The organism is Pseudomonas sp. RIT357, from assembly GCF_000632245.1.
Classification (GTDB): domain Bacteria; phylum Pseudomonadota; class Gammaproteobacteria; order Pseudomonadales; family Pseudomonadaceae; genus Aquipseudomonas; species Aquipseudomonas sivasensis.
Map to the genome: position 1 here is coordinate 176712 of NZ_JFYX01000001.1, position 19587 is coordinate 196298.

15 protein-coding genes are annotated in these 19587 nt (G+C 60.9%); 11 read left to right on the forward strand and 4 right to left on the reverse strand.

Annotated elements, in window-relative coordinates; all coding sequences use genetic code 11:
• Positions 1-89: 89 nt before the first annotated feature.
• Entirely contained in the window at positions 90-2024 is a 1935-nt protein-coding gene (locus BW43_RS26370) for a BCCT family transporter (RefSeq protein ID WP_233897097.1), read from the reverse strand.
• A gap of 389 nt (positions 2025-2413) precedes the next feature.
• On the opposite strand from BW43_RS26370, the gene betI reads away from it, so the two are divergent.
• The 10 genes from betI (at position 2414) to yccS (ending at position 17145) form a co-directional block, all read left to right on the forward strand.
• The gene (betI, locus tag BW43_RS26365; protein WP_032884029.1) at positions 2414-3007 is read left to right on the forward strand and encodes a transcriptional regulator BetI; all 594 of its coding nucleotides are present in this window, start codon (positions 2414-2416) and stop codon (positions 3005-3007) included.
• A 110-nt stretch (positions 3008-3117) separates the two neighbouring features.
• On the forward strand, positions 3118-4590 hold the full coding sequence (gene betB, locus BW43_RS26360; RefSeq protein ID WP_032884031.1) for a betaine-aldehyde dehydrogenase: 1473 nt from the start codon (positions 3118-3120) through the stop codon (positions 4588-4590).
• A gap of 143 nt (positions 4591-4733) precedes the next feature.
• Positions 4734-6437, forward strand: coding sequence for a choline dehydrogenase (gene betA, locus BW43_RS26355; RefSeq protein ID WP_032884032.1), 1704 nt, complete (start codon positions 4734-4736; stop codon positions 6435-6437).
• Positions 6438-6640: 203 nt separating this feature from the next.
• A complete protein-coding gene (locus BW43_RS26350; RefSeq protein WP_032884033.1) occupies positions 6641-8083 on the forward strand; it encodes a TldD/PmbA family protein in 1443 nt (480 codons plus the stop codon).
• The gene (locus BW43_RS26345) at positions 8083-9399 is read left to right on the forward strand and encodes a TldD/PmbA family protein (protein WP_032884034.1); all 1317 of its coding nucleotides are present in this window, start codon (positions 8083-8085) and stop codon (positions 9397-9399) included. Before BW43_RS26350 ends, BW43_RS26345 begins: the two co-directional genes overlap by 1 nt.
• 183 nt (positions 9400-9582) lie before the next feature.
• Positions 9583-10473 (forward strand): alpha/beta fold hydrolase, encoded by an 891-nt coding sequence (locus BW43_RS26340; protein WP_032884035.1) that lies wholly within the window; start codon positions 9583-9585, stop codon positions 10471-10473.
• Positions 10474-10508: 35 nt separating this feature from the next.
• Complete coding sequence (mdtD, locus tag BW43_RS26335) at positions 10509-11936, forward strand: multidrug transporter subunit MdtD (protein ID WP_032884036.1); 1428 nt, start codon at positions 10509-10511, stop codon at positions 11934-11936.
• A 130-nt stretch (positions 11937-12066) separates the two neighbouring features.
• The gene (dbpA, locus tag BW43_RS26330; protein ID WP_233897098.1) at positions 12067-13404 is read left to right on the forward strand and encodes an ATP-dependent RNA helicase DbpA; all 1338 of its coding nucleotides are present in this window, start codon (positions 12067-12069) and stop codon (positions 13402-13404) included.
• A 158-nt stretch (positions 13405-13562) separates the two neighbouring features.
• Positions 13563-14741 (forward strand): NAD(P)/FAD-dependent oxidoreductase, encoded by a 1179-nt coding sequence (locus BW43_RS26325; RefSeq protein WP_032884038.1) that lies wholly within the window; start codon positions 13563-13565, stop codon positions 14739-14741.
• Between the two features lie 220 nt (positions 14742-14961).
• Complete coding sequence (yccS, locus tag BW43_RS26320) at positions 14962-17145, forward strand: YccS family putative transporter (RefSeq protein WP_032884039.1); 2184 nt, start codon at positions 14962-14964, stop codon at positions 17143-17145.
• 109 nt (positions 17146-17254) lie between these two features.
• Here yccS and BW43_RS26315 read toward each other — a convergent pair whose 3' ends face one another.
• A complete protein-coding gene (locus BW43_RS26315; RefSeq protein WP_032884040.1) occupies positions 17255-17992 on the reverse strand; it encodes an ABC transporter substrate-binding protein in 738 nt (245 codons plus the stop codon).
• 201 nt (positions 17993-18193) lie between these two features.
• On the opposite strand from BW43_RS26315, the gene BW43_RS26310 reads away from it, so the two are divergent.
• Positions 18194-18646: a GNAT family N-acetyltransferase gene (locus BW43_RS26310; protein ID WP_032884041.1), complete on the forward strand. Its 453-nt coding sequence runs from the start codon at positions 18194-18196 to the stop codon at positions 18644-18646.
• 106 nt (positions 18647-18752) lie between these two features.
• Here BW43_RS26310 and BW43_RS26305 read toward each other — a convergent pair whose 3' ends face one another.
• Together BW43_RS26305 and BW43_RS26300 are read right to left on the reverse strand one after the other, a co-directional pair.
• Positions 18753-19049: a helix-turn-helix domain-containing protein gene (locus BW43_RS26305; protein WP_032884042.1), complete on the reverse strand. Its 297-nt coding sequence runs from the start codon at positions 19047-19049 to the stop codon at positions 18753-18755.
• A gap of 19 nt (positions 19050-19068) precedes the next feature.
• Entirely contained in the window at positions 19069-19569 is a 501-nt protein-coding gene (locus BW43_RS26300; protein ID WP_032884043.1) for a M48 family metallopeptidase, read from the reverse strand.
• Between the last annotated feature and the right edge of the window lie 18 nt (positions 19570-19587).

Consider the following 19587-nt stretch of genomic DNA (forward strand, 5'->3'; position numbering starts at 1 on the left):
TGACTGACACACTGCAATCGGGGGCAAGCCCCCTCCCACATTTTTTTGCCCCGTGGTGTCAGTGACAACACCACCGGGCTTTCAAAGCATCAGCTATAGACACGGCCAAGGAGCTGCCGATGGCTTTCAAACTGATCGAGCACGTCCCGGGTGATCTGTTCCTGGGCGAAGCCCATCAGGTCGTATTCCTGAGGCCCGTTGTGCAGGTACACCTCGGCACGGTAATAGCGGGTGCGCTCTTCTTCAGGCAGGTCGCTCGGCGCCGACGAGTAAGCATCCAGGCTCACTTCATAAACGAACGGGTTGCCCTCTTCCATCTCGATCCGCACACCGATGCAACGCTTGGACTTGCCCAACAGCGTCTGCACTTCCAACCCTTGCTCACGCAACGCGACCGCCGCCTCTTCCAGCGCTGGCGTGACGTGCTTGTCCATGAAGCGCTGCACAGTGCCCTGGCTCGGTTGCAGGTCGAGTGCCGTCAAACGCTCGCTGAAACCACGACGCCCGCGTTCAGCCAGTTGCGCCTGCTCCTGTTCGATCGCCGCGTCCTGGCGCATGGCCTTGTGCAGACCGAACATGAAGAAAATCAGCACCACCGAAAACGGCAGCCCCGCCAACACCACCATGGTTTGCATGGCTTCGAAGTTGCCGGCAAACAGCAGGCCGATGGTCACCAGGGTGATCACCACCGACCAGAAGATCCGCAGCCAGTGCGGCGCATCTTCATCCACGTTGCCGCCTTTGCAGGAAAGGTTGGCCATCATCACCGCGCCGGAATCCGCCGGGGTCAGGAACAGCACAAAGCCTACGAAGATCGACACACCAATGACGATTTTCGACGCTGGGTAGTGCTCCAGCAGTTGGTAGATGGCCATGGACGGCTGTTCCAGCGCCGTCTTGCCCAACTCCACCGCCCCTTGGTTCAGCACCAGGTCCAGCGCCGAGTTACCAAAGATCGACAGCCACGCCAGGGTAAAGCCCAGCGGGATCAGCAGCACGCCGGCCACCAGTTCACGCACCGTGCGACCACGGGAAATACGCGCGATGAACATACCTACAAATGGCGCCCAGGAAATCCACCAGGCCCAGTAGAACAGCGTCCACAGGCCCATCCAGCGCTCGGTTTTTTCACCGTCGCCTTCATACACATACAGGTCAAACGTCTTCAGCACGATGCCGTTGAGGTAATCACCGGTGTTCTGCACCAGGCCATTGAGCAAGTGCAGGGTCGGGCCGAACAGCAGCACGAAGATCAGCAAACCGCTGAACAGCACGATGTTGAGGTTGGACAGGCGACGAATGCCATTCTCCACACCCGACACGGCAGCGATGGTGGCGACGGTGCTCATCACGATGATCACGATGAGCAGGTTGGTGTTGCTGTGTTCCATGCCGAACAGGTTTTCCAACCCGGACGACACCTGCAACGAACCGATCCCCAGGTTGGTTACCAGGCCCAGCAGGGTCACGAACATGCCGAAACCGTCCACCGCGTGGCCCGCCGCGCCTTTGACCCAACGCTCGCCCATCAGCGGGTACAACGCCGAACGCAACGCCAGCGGCTGGTTATGGCGGTACGCAAAGTACGCCACGGCCAGGCCGACCAAGGCGTAGATCGCCCAGCCATGCAGGCCCCAGTGCAGGAAGGTCAGTTGCAACGCCTGGCGAGCGGCGCCATTGCTGGCGGCCGCGCCTTCAGGCGGGTTGAAGTAGTGATCCAACGGCTCCGAGGCGCCGAAGTACAGCAGCGAGATGCCGATGCCCGACGAGAACAACATGCCGGCCCAGGCGCCGTAGCTGAAGTCCGGGGTGTCGTCCTTGCTGCCCAGTTTCAACTTGCCGTAGGACGAAAACGCCAGGCCGACTACGAATACGAGATAGGCGGCGATGACCACCATGTAGTACCAGCCGAAGCTTTTGGAAAGCCACGCCTGGGCTACGCCGAGCATGCGCCCGGCCTCCTGCGGGGCGATGATCAGAATGGCAGTCAACAACAGAATCAGCGCGGTGGAGGTGTAGAACACCCAACCGTTGACCCGCACCTTTTCCGGCGGGGTCTTTATAAGAGAGGCAGAACTCATGGCGCAGATGCTCCGGGCAGTGCGAGAGAGAAACACAAGGCAACGGTTATCCCAGGCCATCGATTTTTCGGCAGTCGACGGACGGGTGTTATAAAGACACCCCGAAAATTCTTGCGCCCCGTCGATGCGGTGCCAGGCGCTTATGCGGCCTGTTTCAAGGGTTTCCCAGGTGTCAGATGTCGCCGCCCTCACGTAGGAAATACCTGTAGGCAGCGACCATTTGTCGCAGAGCTTATTCTTTGTTGATTGAACGTTCAATCAAAACAAAATAGACTGGCCTTCAAGTCGACGAACGTTCATCGCCCGTCGGCAGGCCTAAGGAGAGGTGCTACATGCCCAAGGTCGGTATGCAACCCATACGCCGCCAACAGTTGATCGAAGCCACGTTGACGGCCATCGATCAGGTCGGAATGGGAGATGCCAGCATTGCGCTGATCGCCCGTTTGGCCGGCGTTTCGAACGGCATCATCAGTCACTACTTCAAGGACAAGAACGGCCTTATTGCAGCGACGATGCGCTACCTGATGAACGCGCTGATTGAGAACGTCCACGAACGCAGGCTTGCGCTCACGGACGACAGCCCACGGGCACACCTTCAGGTGATCATCGAGGGCAACTTCGATGCCAGCCAGGTCAACGGCCCGGCAATGAAAACCTGGTTGGCCTTCTGGGCCACCAGCATGCACCACCCGTCATTGCACAGGTTGCAGCGGATCAACGATCAACGTCTGTATTCCAACCTGTGCTGCCAGTTTCGCCGAACGCTGCCGCTGCCGCATGCACGAAAAGCAGCCCGAGGCCTGGCGGCGTTGATCGACGGTTTGTGGTTGCGCGGCGCCCTGTCGGGAGACGCTTTCGACACGGCGCAAGCGCAACGGATCGCTTACGAATACATGGATTTCCAATTGGCCAAGCAGGTGAGTTAGAGCCCTTATAAACGCTCAACCCCTGAACGTCTGCCGCTCAGTGTTGCCACACCCTTATGGCCCACTTAGCGGCGGGTAACGCCAACCACTTATGCACTTGCGAGGACTTTATGGCCCGTTTCGACCTGCAAAAACTCTACATTGACGGCGGCTACAGCGACGCTGGCAGCGATGCCACCTTCGAAGCCATCAACCCGGCTAACGGTGAAGTTCTCGCCCAAGTGCAACGCGCAACGAAAGAAGACGTTGAACGTGCCGTGGTCAGCGCTGAAAAAGGCCAGAAAATCTGGGCCGCCATGACCGCCATGGAGCGTTCGCGCATCCTGCGTCGTGCCGTCGATATCCTGCGCGAGCGCAATGACGAGCTGGCCGCCCTGGAAACTCTGGACACCGGCAAATCCTTCTCCGAAACCAAGTACGTCGACATCGTCACCGGCGCTGACGTATTGGAATACTACGCAGGCCTGGTGCCTGCCATCGAAGGCGAGCAGATCCCACTGCGCGACACCTCGTTTGTCTACACCCGCCGCGAACCGCTGGGCGTGGTCGCCGGTATCGGCGCGTGGAACTACCCGATCCAGATCGCCCTGTGGAAATCCGCACCGGCCCTGGCTGCCGGTAACGCGATGATCTTCAAGCCAAGCGAAGTCACTTCGCTGACCACCTTGAAACTGGCCGAGATCTACACCGAGGCTGGCGTTCCAGCTGGCGTGTTCAACGTACTGACCGGCAGCGGCCGTGAAGTCGGCACCTGGCTGACCGAGCACCCACGCATCGAGAAAGTCTCGTTCACCGGCGGCACCGACACCGGCAAGAAAGTCATGGCCAGCGCGTCGAGCTCTTCGCTCAAAGAAGTGACCATGGAACTGGGCGGCAAGTCGCCGCTGATCGTGTTCGAAGACGCCGACCTGGATCGTGCGGCCGACATCGCGATGATGGCCAACTTCTACAGCTCCGGTCAGGTCTGCACCAACGGCACTCGCGTGTTCGTGCCTAAGCACCTGCAAGCGGCGTTCGAAGCCAAGATCGTTGAGCGTGTTGCGCGCATCCGCGTTGGCGACCCGCAAGACGACAACACCAACTTCGGTCCGCTGGTCAGCTTCGCCCACATGGAAAGCGTGCTGGGCTACATCGCCAAAGGCAAAGAGCAAGGCGCCCGCCTGCTGTGCGGCGGCGACCGCCTGACCGACGGCGACTTCGCCAAAGGCGCATTCGTGGCACCGACTGTCTTCACCGACTGCACCGACGACATGGTGATCGTGCGTGAAGAAATCTTCGGCCCGGTGATGAGCATCCTCACCTACGAAACCGAAGAAGAAGTGATCCGCCGCGCCAACGACACCGACTTCGGTCTGGCCGCCGGCCTGGTCACCAAAGACCTGAACCGCGCTCACCGCGTGATTCATCAACTGGAAGCGGGTATCTGCTGGATCAACGCTTGGGGCGAGTCCGACGCAAAAATGCCGGTCGGCGGCTACAAGCAATCGGGTGTTGGCCGTGAGAACGGCATCAGCTCGCTGAATAACTTCACTCGCATCAAATCGGTACAGGTTGAGTTGGGCGATTACGCCTCGGTGTTCTAAAACCCGAGCCTTGCGTTGCCTTTGAGGCCGCCATCGGGGGCAAGCCCCCTCCCACCTTTGACGGTGTGAACCCGATCACATGTGGGAGGGGGCTTGCCCCCGATGAGGCCCGACCTGACCACACATCAAAGAGGGTGCATTCAATGTCCCAAGAATACGACTACATCATTGTGGGTGCCGGCTCCGCCGGTAATACCCTGGCGACCCGTCTGACCGAAGACGAAGGCGTCACCGTCCTGCTGCTGGAAGCCGGCGGCCCCGACTACCGCCTCGACTTCCGTACCCAAATGCCCGCCGCCCTGGCGTTCCCACTGCAAGGCCGCCGCTACAACTGGGCCTACGAGACCGATCCAGAGCCACACATGGACGGCCGTCGGATGGAATGCGGTCGCGGCAAGGGCCTGGGTGGCTCTTCGCTGATCAACGGCATGTGCTACATCCGCGGCAACGCCATGGACTACGACAACTGGTCGAAGCTGCCAGGTCTGGAAGACTGGAGCTACCTCGATTGCCTGCCGTATTTCCGCAAGGCTGAAACCCGCGACATCGGCCCCAACGACTGGCATGGCGGCGATGGCCCGGTCAGCGTGACCACGCCTAAAGCCGGCAATAACCCGCTGTTCCACGCCATGGTTGAAGCGGGCGTGCAGGCCGGTTACCCGCGTACCGAAGACTTGAACGGCTACCAGCAGGAAGGCTTCGGCCCGATGGACCGTACCGTCACGCCTAACGGCCGTCGCGCCAGTACCGCGCGCGGTTACCTGGACACGGCCAAGAAGCGTTCGACCCTGACCATCGTCACCCACGCCCTCACCGACAAAGTCTTGTTCGAAGGCAAGCGTGCCGTTGGCGTGCGTTACCTGATCGGTGCCGCCGAAGAGCGCGTTGAAGCCCGTGCGCGTAAAGAAGTGCTGGTGTGCAGCGGCGCAATCGCTTCGCCGCAACTGCTGCAACGCTCCGGCGTGGGCCCGGCCAAATTGCTGGAAAGCCTCGACATCCCCGTGGTCCATGACCTGCCTGGCGTCGGCGAAAACCTGCAGGACCACCTTGAGCTGTACCTGCAATATGCGTGCACTCAGCCGGTGTCGCTGTACCCGTCGCTGCTCTGGTACAACCAGCCGGCCATCGGTGCCGAATGGCTGTTCAACGGCACCGGTATCGGCGCCAGCAACCAGTTCGAAGCGGGCGGTTTTATCCGTACCCGTGAAGAATTCGAATGGCCGAACATCCAGTACCACTTCCTGCCGGTAGCGATTAACTACAACGGCAGCAACGGTGTGAAAGAGCACGGTTTCCAGGCACACATGGGCTCCATGCGCTCGCCGAGCCGTGGCCGCGTACAACTGAAGTCGAAGAACCCACGGGACTACCCGAGCATCCTCTTCAACTACATGGCCACCGAGCAGGACTGGCAGGAATTCCGCGATGGCATTCGCCTGACCCGTGAAATCATGCAGCAGCCGGCCCTCGATCAATACCGTGGCCGCGAAATCAGCCCGGGCATCGACGTGCAAACCGATGAGCAGTTGGACAAGTTCATCCGCGAGCACGCCGAAACCGCGTTCCACCCATCCTGCTCGTGCAAGATGGGCACCGACGAAATGGCCGTGGTGGATGGCGAAGGTCGCGTGCATGGCATGCAAGGTCTGCGTGTGGTCGATGCCTCGATCATGCCGATCATCACCACCGGTAACCTGAACGCGCCGACGATCATGATCGCCGAGAAAATCGCCGACAAGATCCGTGGTCGCCAGCCGCTGCCCCGCAGCACGGCGGATTACTACGTGGCAGGCGATGCGCCGGTGCGTGGCAAGCCGTTGCGTGAAGTGGGGCCAACTGCGCAGTAACTGATTCACTGCGGTGCCTTCATCGGGGGCAAGCCCCCTCCCACATTTGAATGTATTCACAAATCAAGTGTGGGAGGGGGTTTGCCCCCGATAGGGCCCGATCAGGCACTGCAAACCTTACCTCTACACTTTCCTTGATCAGCCCCCAGCCCAGGCCTACTCTGTTTGCCTGCCCGCGCTGAGCTGCCCACAAGGAAGGCCCCATGTTCGAACACCACGCCACACTCAAACGGCATTTCAGTGCCCTGCGCACTACCGCCGATTTCTTCTCCCTACGCTACGTTCGCGAATCCGGCCAGTACCTGTCGGTGCGCAAGAACGTCGCCGAACCGCCACACTTGAGCAACGACGAAGGCGCCATGCTCACCGTGCGTCTCAACGGTGTCGAAGCCTACGCCGCAACCAACGACATTTCCCTTGCCGGCCTGCAAGCCGCCCTTGAGCGCGCCGAACAGCAAGCCCGGCAGATCAAGCCTCACGCCCTGCTGGATGTGCGCGACCAACACGTCTCCAGCGACATCGCCGACTATCTGTCGCCTGACCTCGACCAAGCCTTCCCGTCCCTAAGTGACTGCTATCACCTGCTTGGCGACGAATCGGCCGCCGTGCCCAAGGACGAGCGCCTGGTCAGTTGGGACGTCAGCCTGGGTCTGACCCACGTCGAGCAGATCTACCTCAATACTGCCGGCGCCGAGCTGCGCCAGGCCCAGCGTTTTGTGTTCCCTGGCGTCAACGTTACAGCCTTTGACGGCAACGACAGCCAGACCCGCACCCTCGGCGGCACCAACTTTGGCCAACAAGGCGGCTTTGAGGTGATCAACCGTTTCGGCCTGGTCGGCGCGGCCCCGCGCATTGCCGACGAAGCCCTGCAACTGCTGCTGGCGCCGAACACGCCCCAAGGCCCGCGCGACCTGCTGCTGATGCCTGACCAGATGATCCTGCAGATCCACGAGTCCATCGGCCACCCGCTGGAACTGGACCGTATTCTCGGCGACGAGCGCAACTACGCCGGCACCAGTTTTGTGAAGGCCAGCGACTTTGGCCACCTGCAATACGGCTCCAAGCTGCTCAATGTGACGTTCGACCCGAACATTCCCGAGCAGCTCGCCAGCTACAGCCATGACGACGACGGCACCGCCGCCAGCAAGCAATTCCTGATACGCGAAGGGCTGTTGATCAAGCCGCTGGGTGGGGCGCTGTCGCAATTTCGATCCGGCATGAGCGGCGTAGCCAACAGCCGCGCCAGCAGTTGGAACCGCGCGCCGATCGACCGCATGGCCAACCTGAATATCGAAGCCGGCGACAAGAGCCTGGCGCAACTGATTGGCGGCATCGAAAACGGCATCCTGATGTCGACGAACCGTTCATGGTCCATCGACGATGCGCGCAACAAATTCCAGTTCGGCTGCGAATGGGGCCAGTTGATTGAAAACGGTGAGCTCAAGGGCGTGGTGAAGAATCCCAACTACCGAGCTATTTCCGCGCAGTTCTGGCGCAAGCTCAGCGCCGTGGGTGACGCCAGCACCACCAAGGTGCTGGGCACGCCGAACTGCGGCAAGGGCGAACCCAACCAGGTGATCCGTGTCGGCCACGCCTCACCCGCGTGTGTGTTCAGCAACATTGACGTATTTGGGGGAGATGCCTGATGAATACCTTCAAGGCATTGGTGGAGTGGCTCAAGCAGGCCATCACCGAAAAGGAACAATTTCACCTGAGCTATGCGGCCGAGGCGTCCGAGTTCGTGCGGTTCAACCACGCCAAGGTGCGCCAGGCCGGACAAGTGCAACAGGCCAGCCTCAACCTGAAACTGATCAACGATGGCCGCCACGCCGACCTCGCTATCACCCTGGCCGGCACGCCTGAACTGGACCGCCAGCGCCTCGCCGATGGCCTGCAACAACTGCGCGAAACCTTGCCGTTGCTGCCCCATGACCCATATCTGTTGCTCAACCACGATGCCTGGCACAGCCACAACGAACAGGCCCAGCCGCTGCCCGATCTGGCCCTCGTGCTGGAGGACATCAGCCAGGCCGCTGACGGCGTGGACTTGGTTGGCATCTACGCCGCCGGGCCGATCAGCCGTGGCTTTGCCAGTTCCGATGGGGCATTCGGCTGGCACCAGGCCAATAGCTTCAACTTCGACTTCAGCCTGTTCCATGCCAACGGCGAAGCGGTAAAGGCCAACTATGCCGGGCACACCTGGGACAGCGCCGAGTTTGCCCGCCGCTTGGAACAGGCCCGCAACCAGCTTGAGTTCCTCGGTCGACCGTTGCACACCCTGGCGCCCGGGCAGTATCGCGCCTACCTCGCCCCGGCGGCGCTGGAAGAAATCATCAGCATCATCACTTGGGGTGGTTTCTCCGCACAGGCCATCGCCAGCAAAGGCAGCTCACTGCAAAAGCTGTACGCGGGCGAGCAACACCTCAGCCCGCTGGTAACAGTGAACGAACACGTCAGCGGCTCCCTGAGCCAGGCGTTTTCCAGCGAGGGCTACCCGCGCGGCGATGTCACGTTGATCAACGCGGGCAAGGCCGAGGGCCAACTGGTGAACTCGCGCAGTGCCGCCGAATATGGTCTCAGCACCAACGGCGCCAGCAGCGACGAATCCCCCAGTGCCTTGCAGATGGCAGCGGGCAGCCTGGCCGAAGCTGACATCCTCAAACAACTCGGCACCGGGCTGTACATCAGCAACCTGTGGTACCTGAACTATTCAGACCTGCCCGCCGCCCGCCTCACCGGCATGACGCGCTTCGCCACGTTCTGGGTGGAAGACGGCGAGATCAAAGCGCCGGTCAGCACCATGCGGTTTGATGACAGCGTCTACAGCCTGCTCGGCTCGCAGTTGGAAGCCCTCACCGCTGAGCGCGAGTTGCTGCTGTCGGCCAGCACCTACGGACAGCGCAACACTGCATCCAACCTGTTGCCGGGGGCTTTGGTAAAACGCCTGACCCTGACTCTCTAAACATCAAATGCCTGTGGGAGGAGCCCCTCCCACAGTGTTTTGTGCTGATTTCAGACATCCCGGTTTCGGCCCTTCCTACCGTAAATTCTCTTCCTGTCCGTTTGCACGGGCGGCCTGTTGTCGCCTGCAAAAAACCTCGCTATAACAGCTAGTGGCATACCGCCACATACTGGAAGTACTGCGATGAACCATGGAAGTTTCGTCATACAAAAGCTGTTCAAACACTACAACGTTCACATGGAGCAACTGGGTCACGACCCGCAAAAGAAAACGGTACTGATGGTCAATGGCGCGCTCTCCACCACCCGCTCCTTCGCCCGCACCAGCAAATGCCTGGCCGAGCATTTCAATGTGCTGCTCTTCGATTTGCCATTCTCCGGCTATTCCCGCGAGCACAACACTGACCTGGACCTAGTGACCAAAGACGACGAAGTGCAGATGCTGCGCGCCCTGGTGGAACGCTTCGAGGTCAACCACCTGGTATCGGCCTCCTGGGGTGGCATCTCCACGCTGCTGACCCTCGCGCACAACCCGCCGTCCATCGAAAGCTCGGTGGTGATGGCCCTGGCGCCCAACCTCAACCAACCCATGCTCGACTACGTGGAGCGCGTGCGTGTGCTGATCGAGGCCGATGACAAATCCGCTGTCGGCCACTTGCTCAACGAGACGGTCGGCAAATACCTCTCGCCCCGGCTCAAACGAAATAACCACCGTCACCTGTCGACCATGGCCACCACCGAGTACCGCCAGGCGCGCTTCCATATCCATCAGGTACTCGGTCTGGGCGACGGCAACTACCTGCCAGCACTGCGGCAGATTGAAACGCCGGTGCATTTCCTCAACGGCGCCCTGGACGAATACACCCCGGCCGCCGAAGCTCAGCTGTTCAAGCATTACGTGGCCCGCAGCAGCTTTGCAGTGGCCGAGCACACCGGTCATTTGCTTGATCTGGAGTCCCGCGAGGCCGCGTTATCGGTGCACCGCGCGCTGCTGAATTTTTTGGTGGGCGAGCACGCGGTGTTGTCGGACTTAGACGAACCGCCAGTGGGAAAAAGCGCGACGAATGGCGCATAATCGCCAACACATAGCCTGCTAACAAAAGGGTTCCCATGCCGAATCGCGTCCCGCTCGATGACAAGACCGCCCGCTGGCTCCCCTGGGTGGTGGCGATTGCCTTCTTCATGCAGTCGCTGGACGGGACGATTCTGAATACGGCGCTGCCGGCAATGGCGCGGGACCTCGCCGAGAACCCGCTGCGCATGCAAGGTGTGGTGATCGCCTACATGCTCACCGTCGCCCTGCTGATCCCGGCGTCCGGATGGATTGCCGACCGCTTCGGCACTAAGAAAATCTTCTTTGGCGCGATCATGCTGTTCAGCATCGGCTCCTTGCTGTGCGCCTTGTCCAGCAGCCTGACCATGCTGGTGGGTGCGCGGGTGATCCAAGGCTTGGGCGGCGCGCTGATGCTGCCGGTCGGAAGGCTGGTCGTTCTCCGTGCTTACCCGCGCTCCGAGCTGGTGCGGATCATGGGCTTCATCACCATTCCTGGCCTGCTCGGCCCATTGCTCGGCCCAACCATGGGCGGCTGGATGGTGCAATACCTGACCTGGCACTGGATCTTCCTGATCAACCTGCCGGTGGGCATGATCGGCTGCTACGCCGTGTGGAAATTCATCCCCGACCTGCGCGGCAGCGAGCGCACACGCTTCGATGGCCTCGGCTTTTTGCTGTTCGGCGCGGCGATGGTGTTGATCACCATCGCGATGGAAGGCCTGGGCGAACTGCACTTGCCGCACCTGCGGGTGATGTTGCTACTGTTCGGCGGGCTGGCGTGCCTGGCGGCGTATTGGCTGCGGGCCGGGCATATCGACAATGCGCTGTTCTCGCCGGTGCTGTTCAAGACGCGCACGTTTGCGGTGGGCATTCTGGGCAACCTGTTCGCCCGCTTGGGCAGCGGCGCGCTGCCGTTCCTGGTGCCGCTGTTGTTGCAGGTAGCGCTGGGTTATTCGCCATCGCAAGCCGGCATGAGCATGCTGCCCCTGGCGGCGGCGGCGATGTTTGCCAAGTCCGTAGCGCGTCCGTTGATCGAGCGCCTGGGTTATCGCATCGTGCTCACCGGCAATACCCTGGCGCTGGGGATGATGCTCGCCAGCATGGGCCTGGTTACGGAACAGACGCCCTACCCTTTGCTGCTGGGCATGCTCGCGGTGCTGGGGGCGATCAACTCCCTGCAATTCACCGCCATGAACACCGTGACCCTGATCGACCTCGACGACGCTCAGGCCAGCAGCGGCAACAGTTTGCTTTCGGTGGTGGCGCAACTGTCCCTGAGCCTGGGCGTGGCCTGCGCCGGTGCGCTGCTCGGCGGCTTCACTGCCGAATCGGGCAATGATGGCGTGGAAAGTGTGTTGGGCGCCTTCCAGTTGACCTTCCTCACCGTGGGCATCATGGCGATGCTGGCGGCGGCGATCTTCCTGCAACTGTCGCCAACAGACGGCAAACGGGTGGTCAACCCAGACCAACATATCGAGCATTAAGCGGCGTCTCGTCTAGAACTTGCGGGGAAATTCCCACAGGGCTGGTACACTGCGCGACATTTTGTTTTGCAGAGCCAGTCCCGTGACTACCATCGCCACCGCTTTTAATACTTTGCCCCTGTCCGCCGCCATGCTGGCTAACCTCGACTCGCTGGGTTATGTCGAGATGACGCAGATCCAGGCGCAAAGCTTGCCGGTGATCCTCAAAGGGCTGGACCTGATTGCCCAGGCCAAGACCGGCAGCGGCAAGACCGCTGCATTCGGTATCGGCCTGTTGAACCCGATCAACCCGCGCTACTTCGGCTGCCAGGCGCTGGTGATGTGCCCGACGCGTGAACTGGCCGACCAGGTCGCCAAAGAAATCCGTCGCCTGGCCCGCGCCGAAGACAACATCAAGGTCCTGACCCTGTGCGGCGGCGTGTCCCTCGGTCCGCAGATCGCCTCCCTTGAGCACGGCGCCCACGTGATCGTCGGCACCCCGGGCCGCATCCAGCAACACCTGCGCAAAGGTTCGCTGGTGCTGGACGGCTTGAACACCCTGATCCTCGACGAAGCCGACCGCATGCTCGACATGGGCTTCTACGACGCGATCGAAGACATCATCAGCAAGACCCCACCACGCCGCCAAACCCTGCTGTTCTCGGCCACCTACCCGGTGAGCATCAAGCAGCTGGCCTCGAAGTTCATGCGCGCGCCGCAGCAAGTGAAAGCCGAAGCGTTCCACTCCGACGACCAGATCGAGCAGCGTTTCTACGAGATCTCCCCGGAAGAACGCATGGACGCCGTGACCAAGGTGCTGGCGCATTTCCGCCCGGCTTCCTGCGTGGCGTTCTGCTTCACCAAGCAGCAAGTACAAGAAACCGTCGACCACCTGACGTCCAAGGGCATTTCCGCCGTTGGCCTGCATGGCGACCTGGAACAGCGCGACCGTGACCAGGTGCTGGCGATGTTCGCCAACCGCAGCACCTCGGTGCTGGTCGCCACCGACGTCGCCGCCCGTGGCCTGGACATTGACGCGCTGGACATGGTGATCAACGTCGAACTGGCTCGCGACTCGGAAATCCACATCCACCGCGTGGGCCGTACCGGTCGTGCGGGCGAGACCGGCATCGCAATCAGCCTGGTGGCGCCGTCCGAAGCGCACCGCGCCCAAGCCATCGAGCAACTGCAGAAGTCGCCGCTGAACTGGGACCAACTGGACAACCTCAAGCCGCAAAGCGGCGGTCCGTTGCTGCCGGTGATGAGCACCCTGTGCATCGCCGCAGGCCGTAAAGACAAAGTACGTCCGGGCGACATCCTCGGCGCACTGACCGGCGAAGCCGGCATCCCGGGCGCCCAGGTCGGCAAGATCGCGATCTTTGACTTCCAGGCCTTTGTGGCTGTTGAGCGCGGAATCGCCAAGCAAGCGTTGCAGCGTTTGAATGACGGCAAAATCAAAGGCCGTTCGTTGCGCGTTCGGATCCTGTAACACGATCTCCGCACCAATGGAGATCCAATGTGGGAGGGGGCTTGCCCCCGATAGCGGAGTGTCAGTCAATATAGATGTGACTGAACCGCCGCTATCGGGGGCAAGCCCCCTCCTACATTAATTGCATTCCAAATCAGAATTTGTATGAGGACACCGTTTTGCGCTCGACCGAAGTTGTGATCATTGGCGCCGGCGCCGCAGGCTTGATGTGCGCACTGACCGCCGCCGGGCGCGGGCGCAAGGTGATGCTGATCGACCATGCGAACAAGGCCGGCAAGAAGATCCTGATGTCCGGCGGTGGCCGCTGCAATTTCACCAATATGTACACCGAGCCGGCCAACTTCCTCTCGCACAACGCGCACTTCTGCAAATCCGCCCTGGCCCGCTACACCCAGTGGGACTTTATCGGGCTGGTGGCCAAACACGGCGTGCCGTATCACGAGAAGAAGCTTGGCCAGTTGTTCTGCGATAACAAGTCCAGCGACATCCTCGGCATGCTGCTCGATGAATGTATCCAGACCGGCGTCAGCATGCACTTGGACACGTCGATCCAGGAGATTGCCAAGGTCGACGGCGGCTACCAGTTGCAAACCACGCTGGGTGAGTTGCGCTGTGAATCCCTGGTGATCGCCACCGGCGGCTTGTCGATTCCGACTCTGGGCGCCACCGGTTTTGGTTATCAAGTGGCCAAGCAATTCGGTCACGAACTGCTGCCAACCCGCGCCGGGCTGGTGCCGTTCACCATCACTGATCAGCTCAAGGACTTGTGCGGCGAGTTGTCCGGCACCTCCGTGGACTGTCTGGTCAGCTGCAACGACCAGAGCTTTCGCGAGAACATTCTGTTTACCCACCGTGGCCTGAGCGGTCCGGCGATCTTGCAGATTTCCTCCTATTGGGAATCCGGCGACACCGTGGAAATCAACCTGCTGCCCGACCACGACGCCCACACCTGGCTGCAACAGCAACAGGTCGAGCGTCCCAACAGCGAGCTGAAAACCCTGCTGGGTGAGATCTTCACCAAGAAGATGGCCAACCTGCTGGCGGACACCTGGTTTGCGTCCAAGCCGATGAAGCAGTACACCCACGCCGAAATCGCCGACATCGCGCAGAAGCTGGGGAGCTGGCAGCTGGTGCCAGCGGGCACCGAGGGCTATCGCACCGCCGAGGTGACGCTGGGTGGGGTGGACACGCGGGAAGTGTCGTCCAAAACCATGGAATCGCTGAAAAGCCCTGGCTTGTACTTTATTGGGGAAGTGCTGGACGTGACCGGCCATCTGGGCGGATTTAACTTCCAGTGGGCGTGGGCCTCCGGTTACGCGGCCGCGCAGTTTGTTTGACGCGACGCAGAAAAAAATATGGGAGGGGGCTTGCCCCCGATAGCGGTGTATCAGTCACCGATATTCTGGCTGACACACTGCAATCGGGGGCAAGTCCCCTCCCACATTTTGATTTGAGGTGTGCCTGCGAATAATTTGTTGTCAGATGTGATCACCACCCTTGCCGTGGCGTCACTGATGGCTCAATTTAACGGCATCGTCCCGGAAGACTCACGACTTCATGTCATCGACCTCGTTCAAGCAGTCTATGCGGCGCCTGTGGGCGCTGGATAAATTCAGTTACAGCATTCGGGTATTCATCGCCCTCACCGGCAGCATGGCGCTGTGCTGGTATCAGGATGAAATGACGCTGCTGATCCCGCTGTTCCTGGGGATTATCGCCAGCGCCCTGGCTGAGACCGACGACAGTTGGCAGGGACGCCTCAATGCCCTGGCAGTAACGCTGGTGTGCTTCAGCATCGCCGCGCTGTCGGTGGAATTGCTGTTCCCTTACCCCTGGATTTTCGCCATCTCCCTGGCTCTGGCGACGTTCGGCCTGACGATGCTCGGGGCGCTGGGCGAACGCTATGGCGCGATTGCGTCGGCCACGTTAATCCTGTCGGTCTACACCATGATCGGCGTGGACCAGCGCGGCGGCGCCGTCAGTGATTTCTGGCATGAGCCTTTGCTGCTGGTGGCCGGCGCGGCCTGGTACGGCGCGCTGTCGGTGCTGTGGCAGGCGCTGTTTTCCAACCAGCCGGTGCAGCAGAGCCTGGCGCGGCTGTTCCGCGAGTTGGGGCGCTACCTCAAGCTCAAGTCGTCGCTGTTTGAACCAATCCGCCAGTTGGATGTGGAGGCGCGCCGCCTGGAACTTGCCCAGCAAAATGGCCGGGTGGTGGCCGCGCTGAATGCCGCGAAAGAAATCATCCTGCACCGCGTGGGCAATGGCCGACCGGGGTCGAAGGTCAGTCGCTACCTCAAGCTGTATTTCCTGGCCCAGGACATCCACGAACGCGCCAGCTCATCCCACTACCCTTACAACGCCCTGGCCGATGCGTTCTTCCACAGCGATGTGCTGTTCCGCTGTCAGCGCTTGCTGCGCCAACAAGGCAAGGCCTGCCAGGCCCTGGCCGAGTCGATCCAACTGCGCCAACCGTTCATCTATGACGACAGCTTCGCCGAAGCCCTGAGCGACCTGAACGCCTCCCTGGAACACTTGCGCATCCAGAGCAACCCGGCCTGGCGAGGCCTGCTGCGTTCGCTGCGCGCCCTGGCGGCCAACCTGTCCACCCTTGACCGCCTGCTCGGCGACGCGAGCAACCCCGACGCCCTGGCCGACGCCACCGACAGCAACCTGTTGGACCGCGCGCCGCGCAACCTCAAAGAAATGTGGACGCGCCTGCGCACCCAACTCACGCCGACGTCGCTGCTGTTCCGACACGCGTTGCGCCTGTCACTGGCGCTGACCATCGGCTACGGCACCTTGCATGCCATCCACGCCTCCCAAGGTTATTGGATCATCCTCACCACCCTGTTTGTGTGCCAGCCCAACTATGGTGCGACGCGGCGCAAGCTCGGCCAGCGGATCATCGGCACCGCTATCGGCCTCACCGTGGCCTGGGCGCTGTTCGACCTGTTCCCAAGCCCCTTGGTGCAATCGATGTTCGCCATCGCTGCCGGCCTGGTGTTCTTTATCAACCGCACCACCCGCTACACCCTGGCCACGGCAGCAATCACCCTGATGGTGCTGTTCTGCTTTAACCAGGTGGGGGACGGCTACGGGCTGTTTTTGCCACGGCTGTTCGATACCTTGCTGGGCAGTTTGATCGCCGGCCTGGCCGTGTTCCTGTTCCTGCCGGACTGGCAAGGCCGTCGCCTGAACAAAGTGCTGGCCAACACCCTGACCTGCAACAGCATCTACCTGCGCCAGATCATGCAGCAATACGCCGCCGGCAAAAGCGACGACCTGGCCTATCGTCTGGCCCGCCGCAACGCGCACAACGCCGATGCGGCGCTGTCCACCACGCTGGCGAACATGTTGATGGAGCCGGGGCATTTCCGTAAGGAGGCGGATGTGGGCTTCCGTTTCCTGGTGTTGTCCCACACCTTGCTCAGCTACTTGTCAGGCCTAGGAGCCCACCGCGATACGCCATTGCCGGCTGAGGTGCGCGAGCATCTGATCGACGGCGCGGGTAAAACCCTCGCTGCGAGCATCGATGAAATCGCGACAGGTTTGGCCAACAAGCAACCCATTGCGATCCAGAGCGACGCCGAGGAAGCCCTGGCGGCGGACTTGGAGCAGATGCCGGATGAGATTGATGAAGGGCAGCGATTGGTGCAGACACAGTTGGCCTTGATTTGCCGGCAGTTGGGGCCGTTGCGCACCTTGGCGGCGCACCTGATCAAAGATACCAGCGCGGCTTAGGCCGCTATCGGGGGCAAGCCCCTCCCACACTTGATCGGATTCACACGGTCCAAATGTGGGAGGGGCGGTGCGACGATTCGACTTGCTCCCGATGAGGCCCGCACAAGCACTACATGCCATGGGCCTTCATCAACCGCGCATAACTGCCATCGACCTTCATCTTGGCAATCTCGCGGTCAAAGCTCGCCACGATCTGCGCGTGCTCAGGGTTCTTCAGGCTCACCAGAATATGCAGGCTGTTTTCACTCAGCGGCTGGGGCAGGAACTCCACCGTATTACGCACCCGGGCCGACTCCCGTGCCAGGTAAAAGCGCGCCACATATTCATCCTCCACCGTCAGCCGCACCCGCTGCGCCGCCAGCATGCGCACGGCCATGGCGAAGTTATGCACAGGCACTTTCTGCAACTGCGCATCCCCATCGAACGCCGCTGAATACGCATAACCACGTACCACCGCGATGGGATAGTCGTGCAGTTGCTGCAGGTTCTGAAACTCGATGGGGTCGTCACGGCGCTTGATAAAACGCACGCGGTTGAGCAGGTATTCGCCGGAGAATTGCCCCAAGTGCGTACGCGCGTCGTCGTACCAGGCGTTGACCAGCACGTCATAGCGCCCGTCACCCACGCCCATCAGCGCGCGAGCCCAGGGCACCTGCTCGAAATCGCTGGCATAGCCCGCGCGCGCCAAGGCCGTGCTGACAATATCAGTGGCCAAGCCCCCGTTGATCAGCGTGGCATCGGTAAAGGGCGGCCAGGCATCCGCGACCAGGCGCAGGCGCTGTGCACATGCAGGCGTTGCCAGCAGCAACACTCCAATCAAAGCAACGGCACGAGAGAATCGCGGCATGCTCAAAATCCTTGGCGGACAGGCGGTGGCCTTAGCTCAGGCTGCGCCTGAGGTTCTAACATTAGCTCAGATTACACAAAGAAACGGCCGCCGCCTGCACTCAATAGTGGCAAATTGATTTCATTCACAAAAATAGTTGATTTAGACACCGAAGCCCGTCGCGCCTACTATCCAGAACAGACATTTACGAGAGAACACACCATGACAGTCGATTGGGTCTGCAAACATCACACCGACCTGGGCAAGGAGCAGCTATACGCCATCCTGCGCTTGCGCTGCGAGGTTTTCGTTGTCGAGCAGAAGTGCGTTTATCAGGACATCGACGGGCAGGATCTGACGGGTGATACCCACCATCTGATGGCTTGGAAAGACGATGAACTGATGGCCTACCTGCGCCTGCTGGATCCGGAATCCCAAGGTGGCGATGTGGTTATCGGTCGGGTGATCGTCGCACCGGCGGCACGGGGTACCGGGCTGGGGCACAAGATGATGGAGGAAACCCTCAGGCAGATTGAGGAGATCTGGCCTGAGACGCCGATATTCCTGTCAGCCCAGGCGCATTTGCAGGGCTATTACGGGCGGTATGGGTTTGTGGTGGCGGGTGAGGAATACCTGGAGGATGACATTCCACATATTGGTATGCGGCGCGCTTAAGGCCGCCATCGGGGGCAAGCCCCCTCCCACAGTTTGAATGTGTGAATACATTCAAACTGTGGGAGGGGGCTTGCTCCCGATAGCGCCAGACCAGCCACCGCCAAACTCAGGGATAACCCAGAACCCGCTTGATCTGGTCGAGATTCACCTCGATCCACCCCCGATCAATCGCGCCCCAGTCGCGAATCCGATAGTGCCCGGCATGGTTGCGGGCGCCGTCTTCCTGTTCGAATTCACACACGATATCCAGGTCAGCCAACGCCGCAATCGTGTCCTGCGCCGTTCGCCGGGGCATACCGGTGACGTCGGTCAGCGCCGGCACACTGCTAGCAAGCCCGCTGTCGATCAGGTACGCCACGTACAGGCGGCGGTAGAAGCTGCTTTTGGTCTTGCTCACATCCATGGTCAGTCGCCTTGTGCGGTCAGGGCTTGCCCTGCAGGTCGCGATACGTGAGGTACACCCGCAAGTCGAATTCCACCTGGTGGTAGCCCGGCATCATGTAATCGCAAAGTTTATAGAACGCCTTGTTGTGGTCCGATTCCTTAAAGTGCGCCAGCTCGTGCACCACGATCATGCGCAAAAATTCCGGAGCGGCGTCCTTGAACAGTGAAGCAATGCGGATCTCTTTCTTGGATTTGAGGTTGCCGCCCTGCACCCGCGAAATCGTGGTGTGCAGCCCGAGGGCGCGGTGGGTCAGATCCAGGCGGTTATCGAACAGCACTTTGTCGATCGCTGGCGCATTGCGCAGGTGTTCCTGCTTCAACGCCAGTGCGTAGGCGTACAGGGCTTTGTCGCTCTGCACCGCATGACGCTCGGGATAACGCTGCTCCAGGTAAGCGCCCAACTGGTCCTTGGCGATCAGTTGACGGACTTGCTCCTGGAGGGCTGCGGGGTAAGCCTGGAGGTATTTCAGCGCGGTCATTGAGGTCTGCAACAGGGT

Excerpts from the sequence above, each read along its gene's own strand:
- betI (WP_032884029.1), top strand. The coding sequence starts at position 2,414 with ATGCCCAAGGTCGGTATGCAACCCATACGCCGCCAACAGTTGATCGAA.
- betB (WP_032884031.1), top strand. The coding sequence starts at position 3,118 with ATGGCCCGTTTCGACCTGCAAAAACTCTACATTGACGGCGGCTACAGC.
- betA (WP_032884032.1), top strand. The coding sequence starts at position 4,734 with ATGTCCCAAGAATACGACTACATCATTGTGGGTGCCGGCTCCGCCGGT.
- BW43_RS26350 (WP_032884033.1), top strand. The coding sequence starts at position 6,641 with ATGTTCGAACACCACGCCACACTCAAACGGCATTTCAGTGCCCTGCGC.
- BW43_RS26345 (WP_032884034.1), top strand. The coding sequence starts at position 8,083 with ATGAATACCTTCAAGGCATTGGTGGAGTGGCTCAAGCAGGCCATCACC.
- BW43_RS26340 (WP_032884035.1), top strand. The coding sequence starts at position 9,583 with ATGAACCATGGAAGTTTCGTCATACAAAAGCTGTTCAAACACTACAAC.
- mdtD (WP_032884036.1), top strand. The coding sequence starts at position 10,509 with ATGCCGAATCGCGTCCCGCTCGATGACAAGACCGCCCGCTGGCTCCCC.
- dbpA (WP_233897098.1), top strand. The coding sequence starts at position 12,067 with ATGCTGGCTAACCTCGACTCGCTGGGTTATGTCGAGATGACGCAGATC.
- yccS (WP_032884039.1), top strand. The coding sequence starts at position 14,962 with ATGTCATCGACCTCGTTCAAGCAGTCTATGCGGCGCCTGTGGGCGCTG.
- BW43_RS26315 (WP_032884040.1), bottom strand. The coding sequence starts at position 17,992 with ATGCCGCGATTCTCTCGTGCCGTTGCTTTGATTGGAGTGTTGCTGCTG.
- BW43_RS26310 (WP_032884041.1), top strand. The coding sequence starts at position 18,194 with ATGACAGTCGATTGGGTCTGCAAACATCACACCGACCTGGGCAAGGAG.
- BW43_RS26305 (WP_032884042.1), bottom strand. The coding sequence starts at position 19,049 with ATGGATGTGAGCAAGACCAAAAGCAGCTTCTACCGCCGCCTGTACGTG.
- BW43_RS26300 (WP_032884043.1), bottom strand. The coding sequence starts at position 19,569 with ATGACCGCGCTGAAATACCTCCAGGCTTACCCCGCAGCCCTCCAGGAG.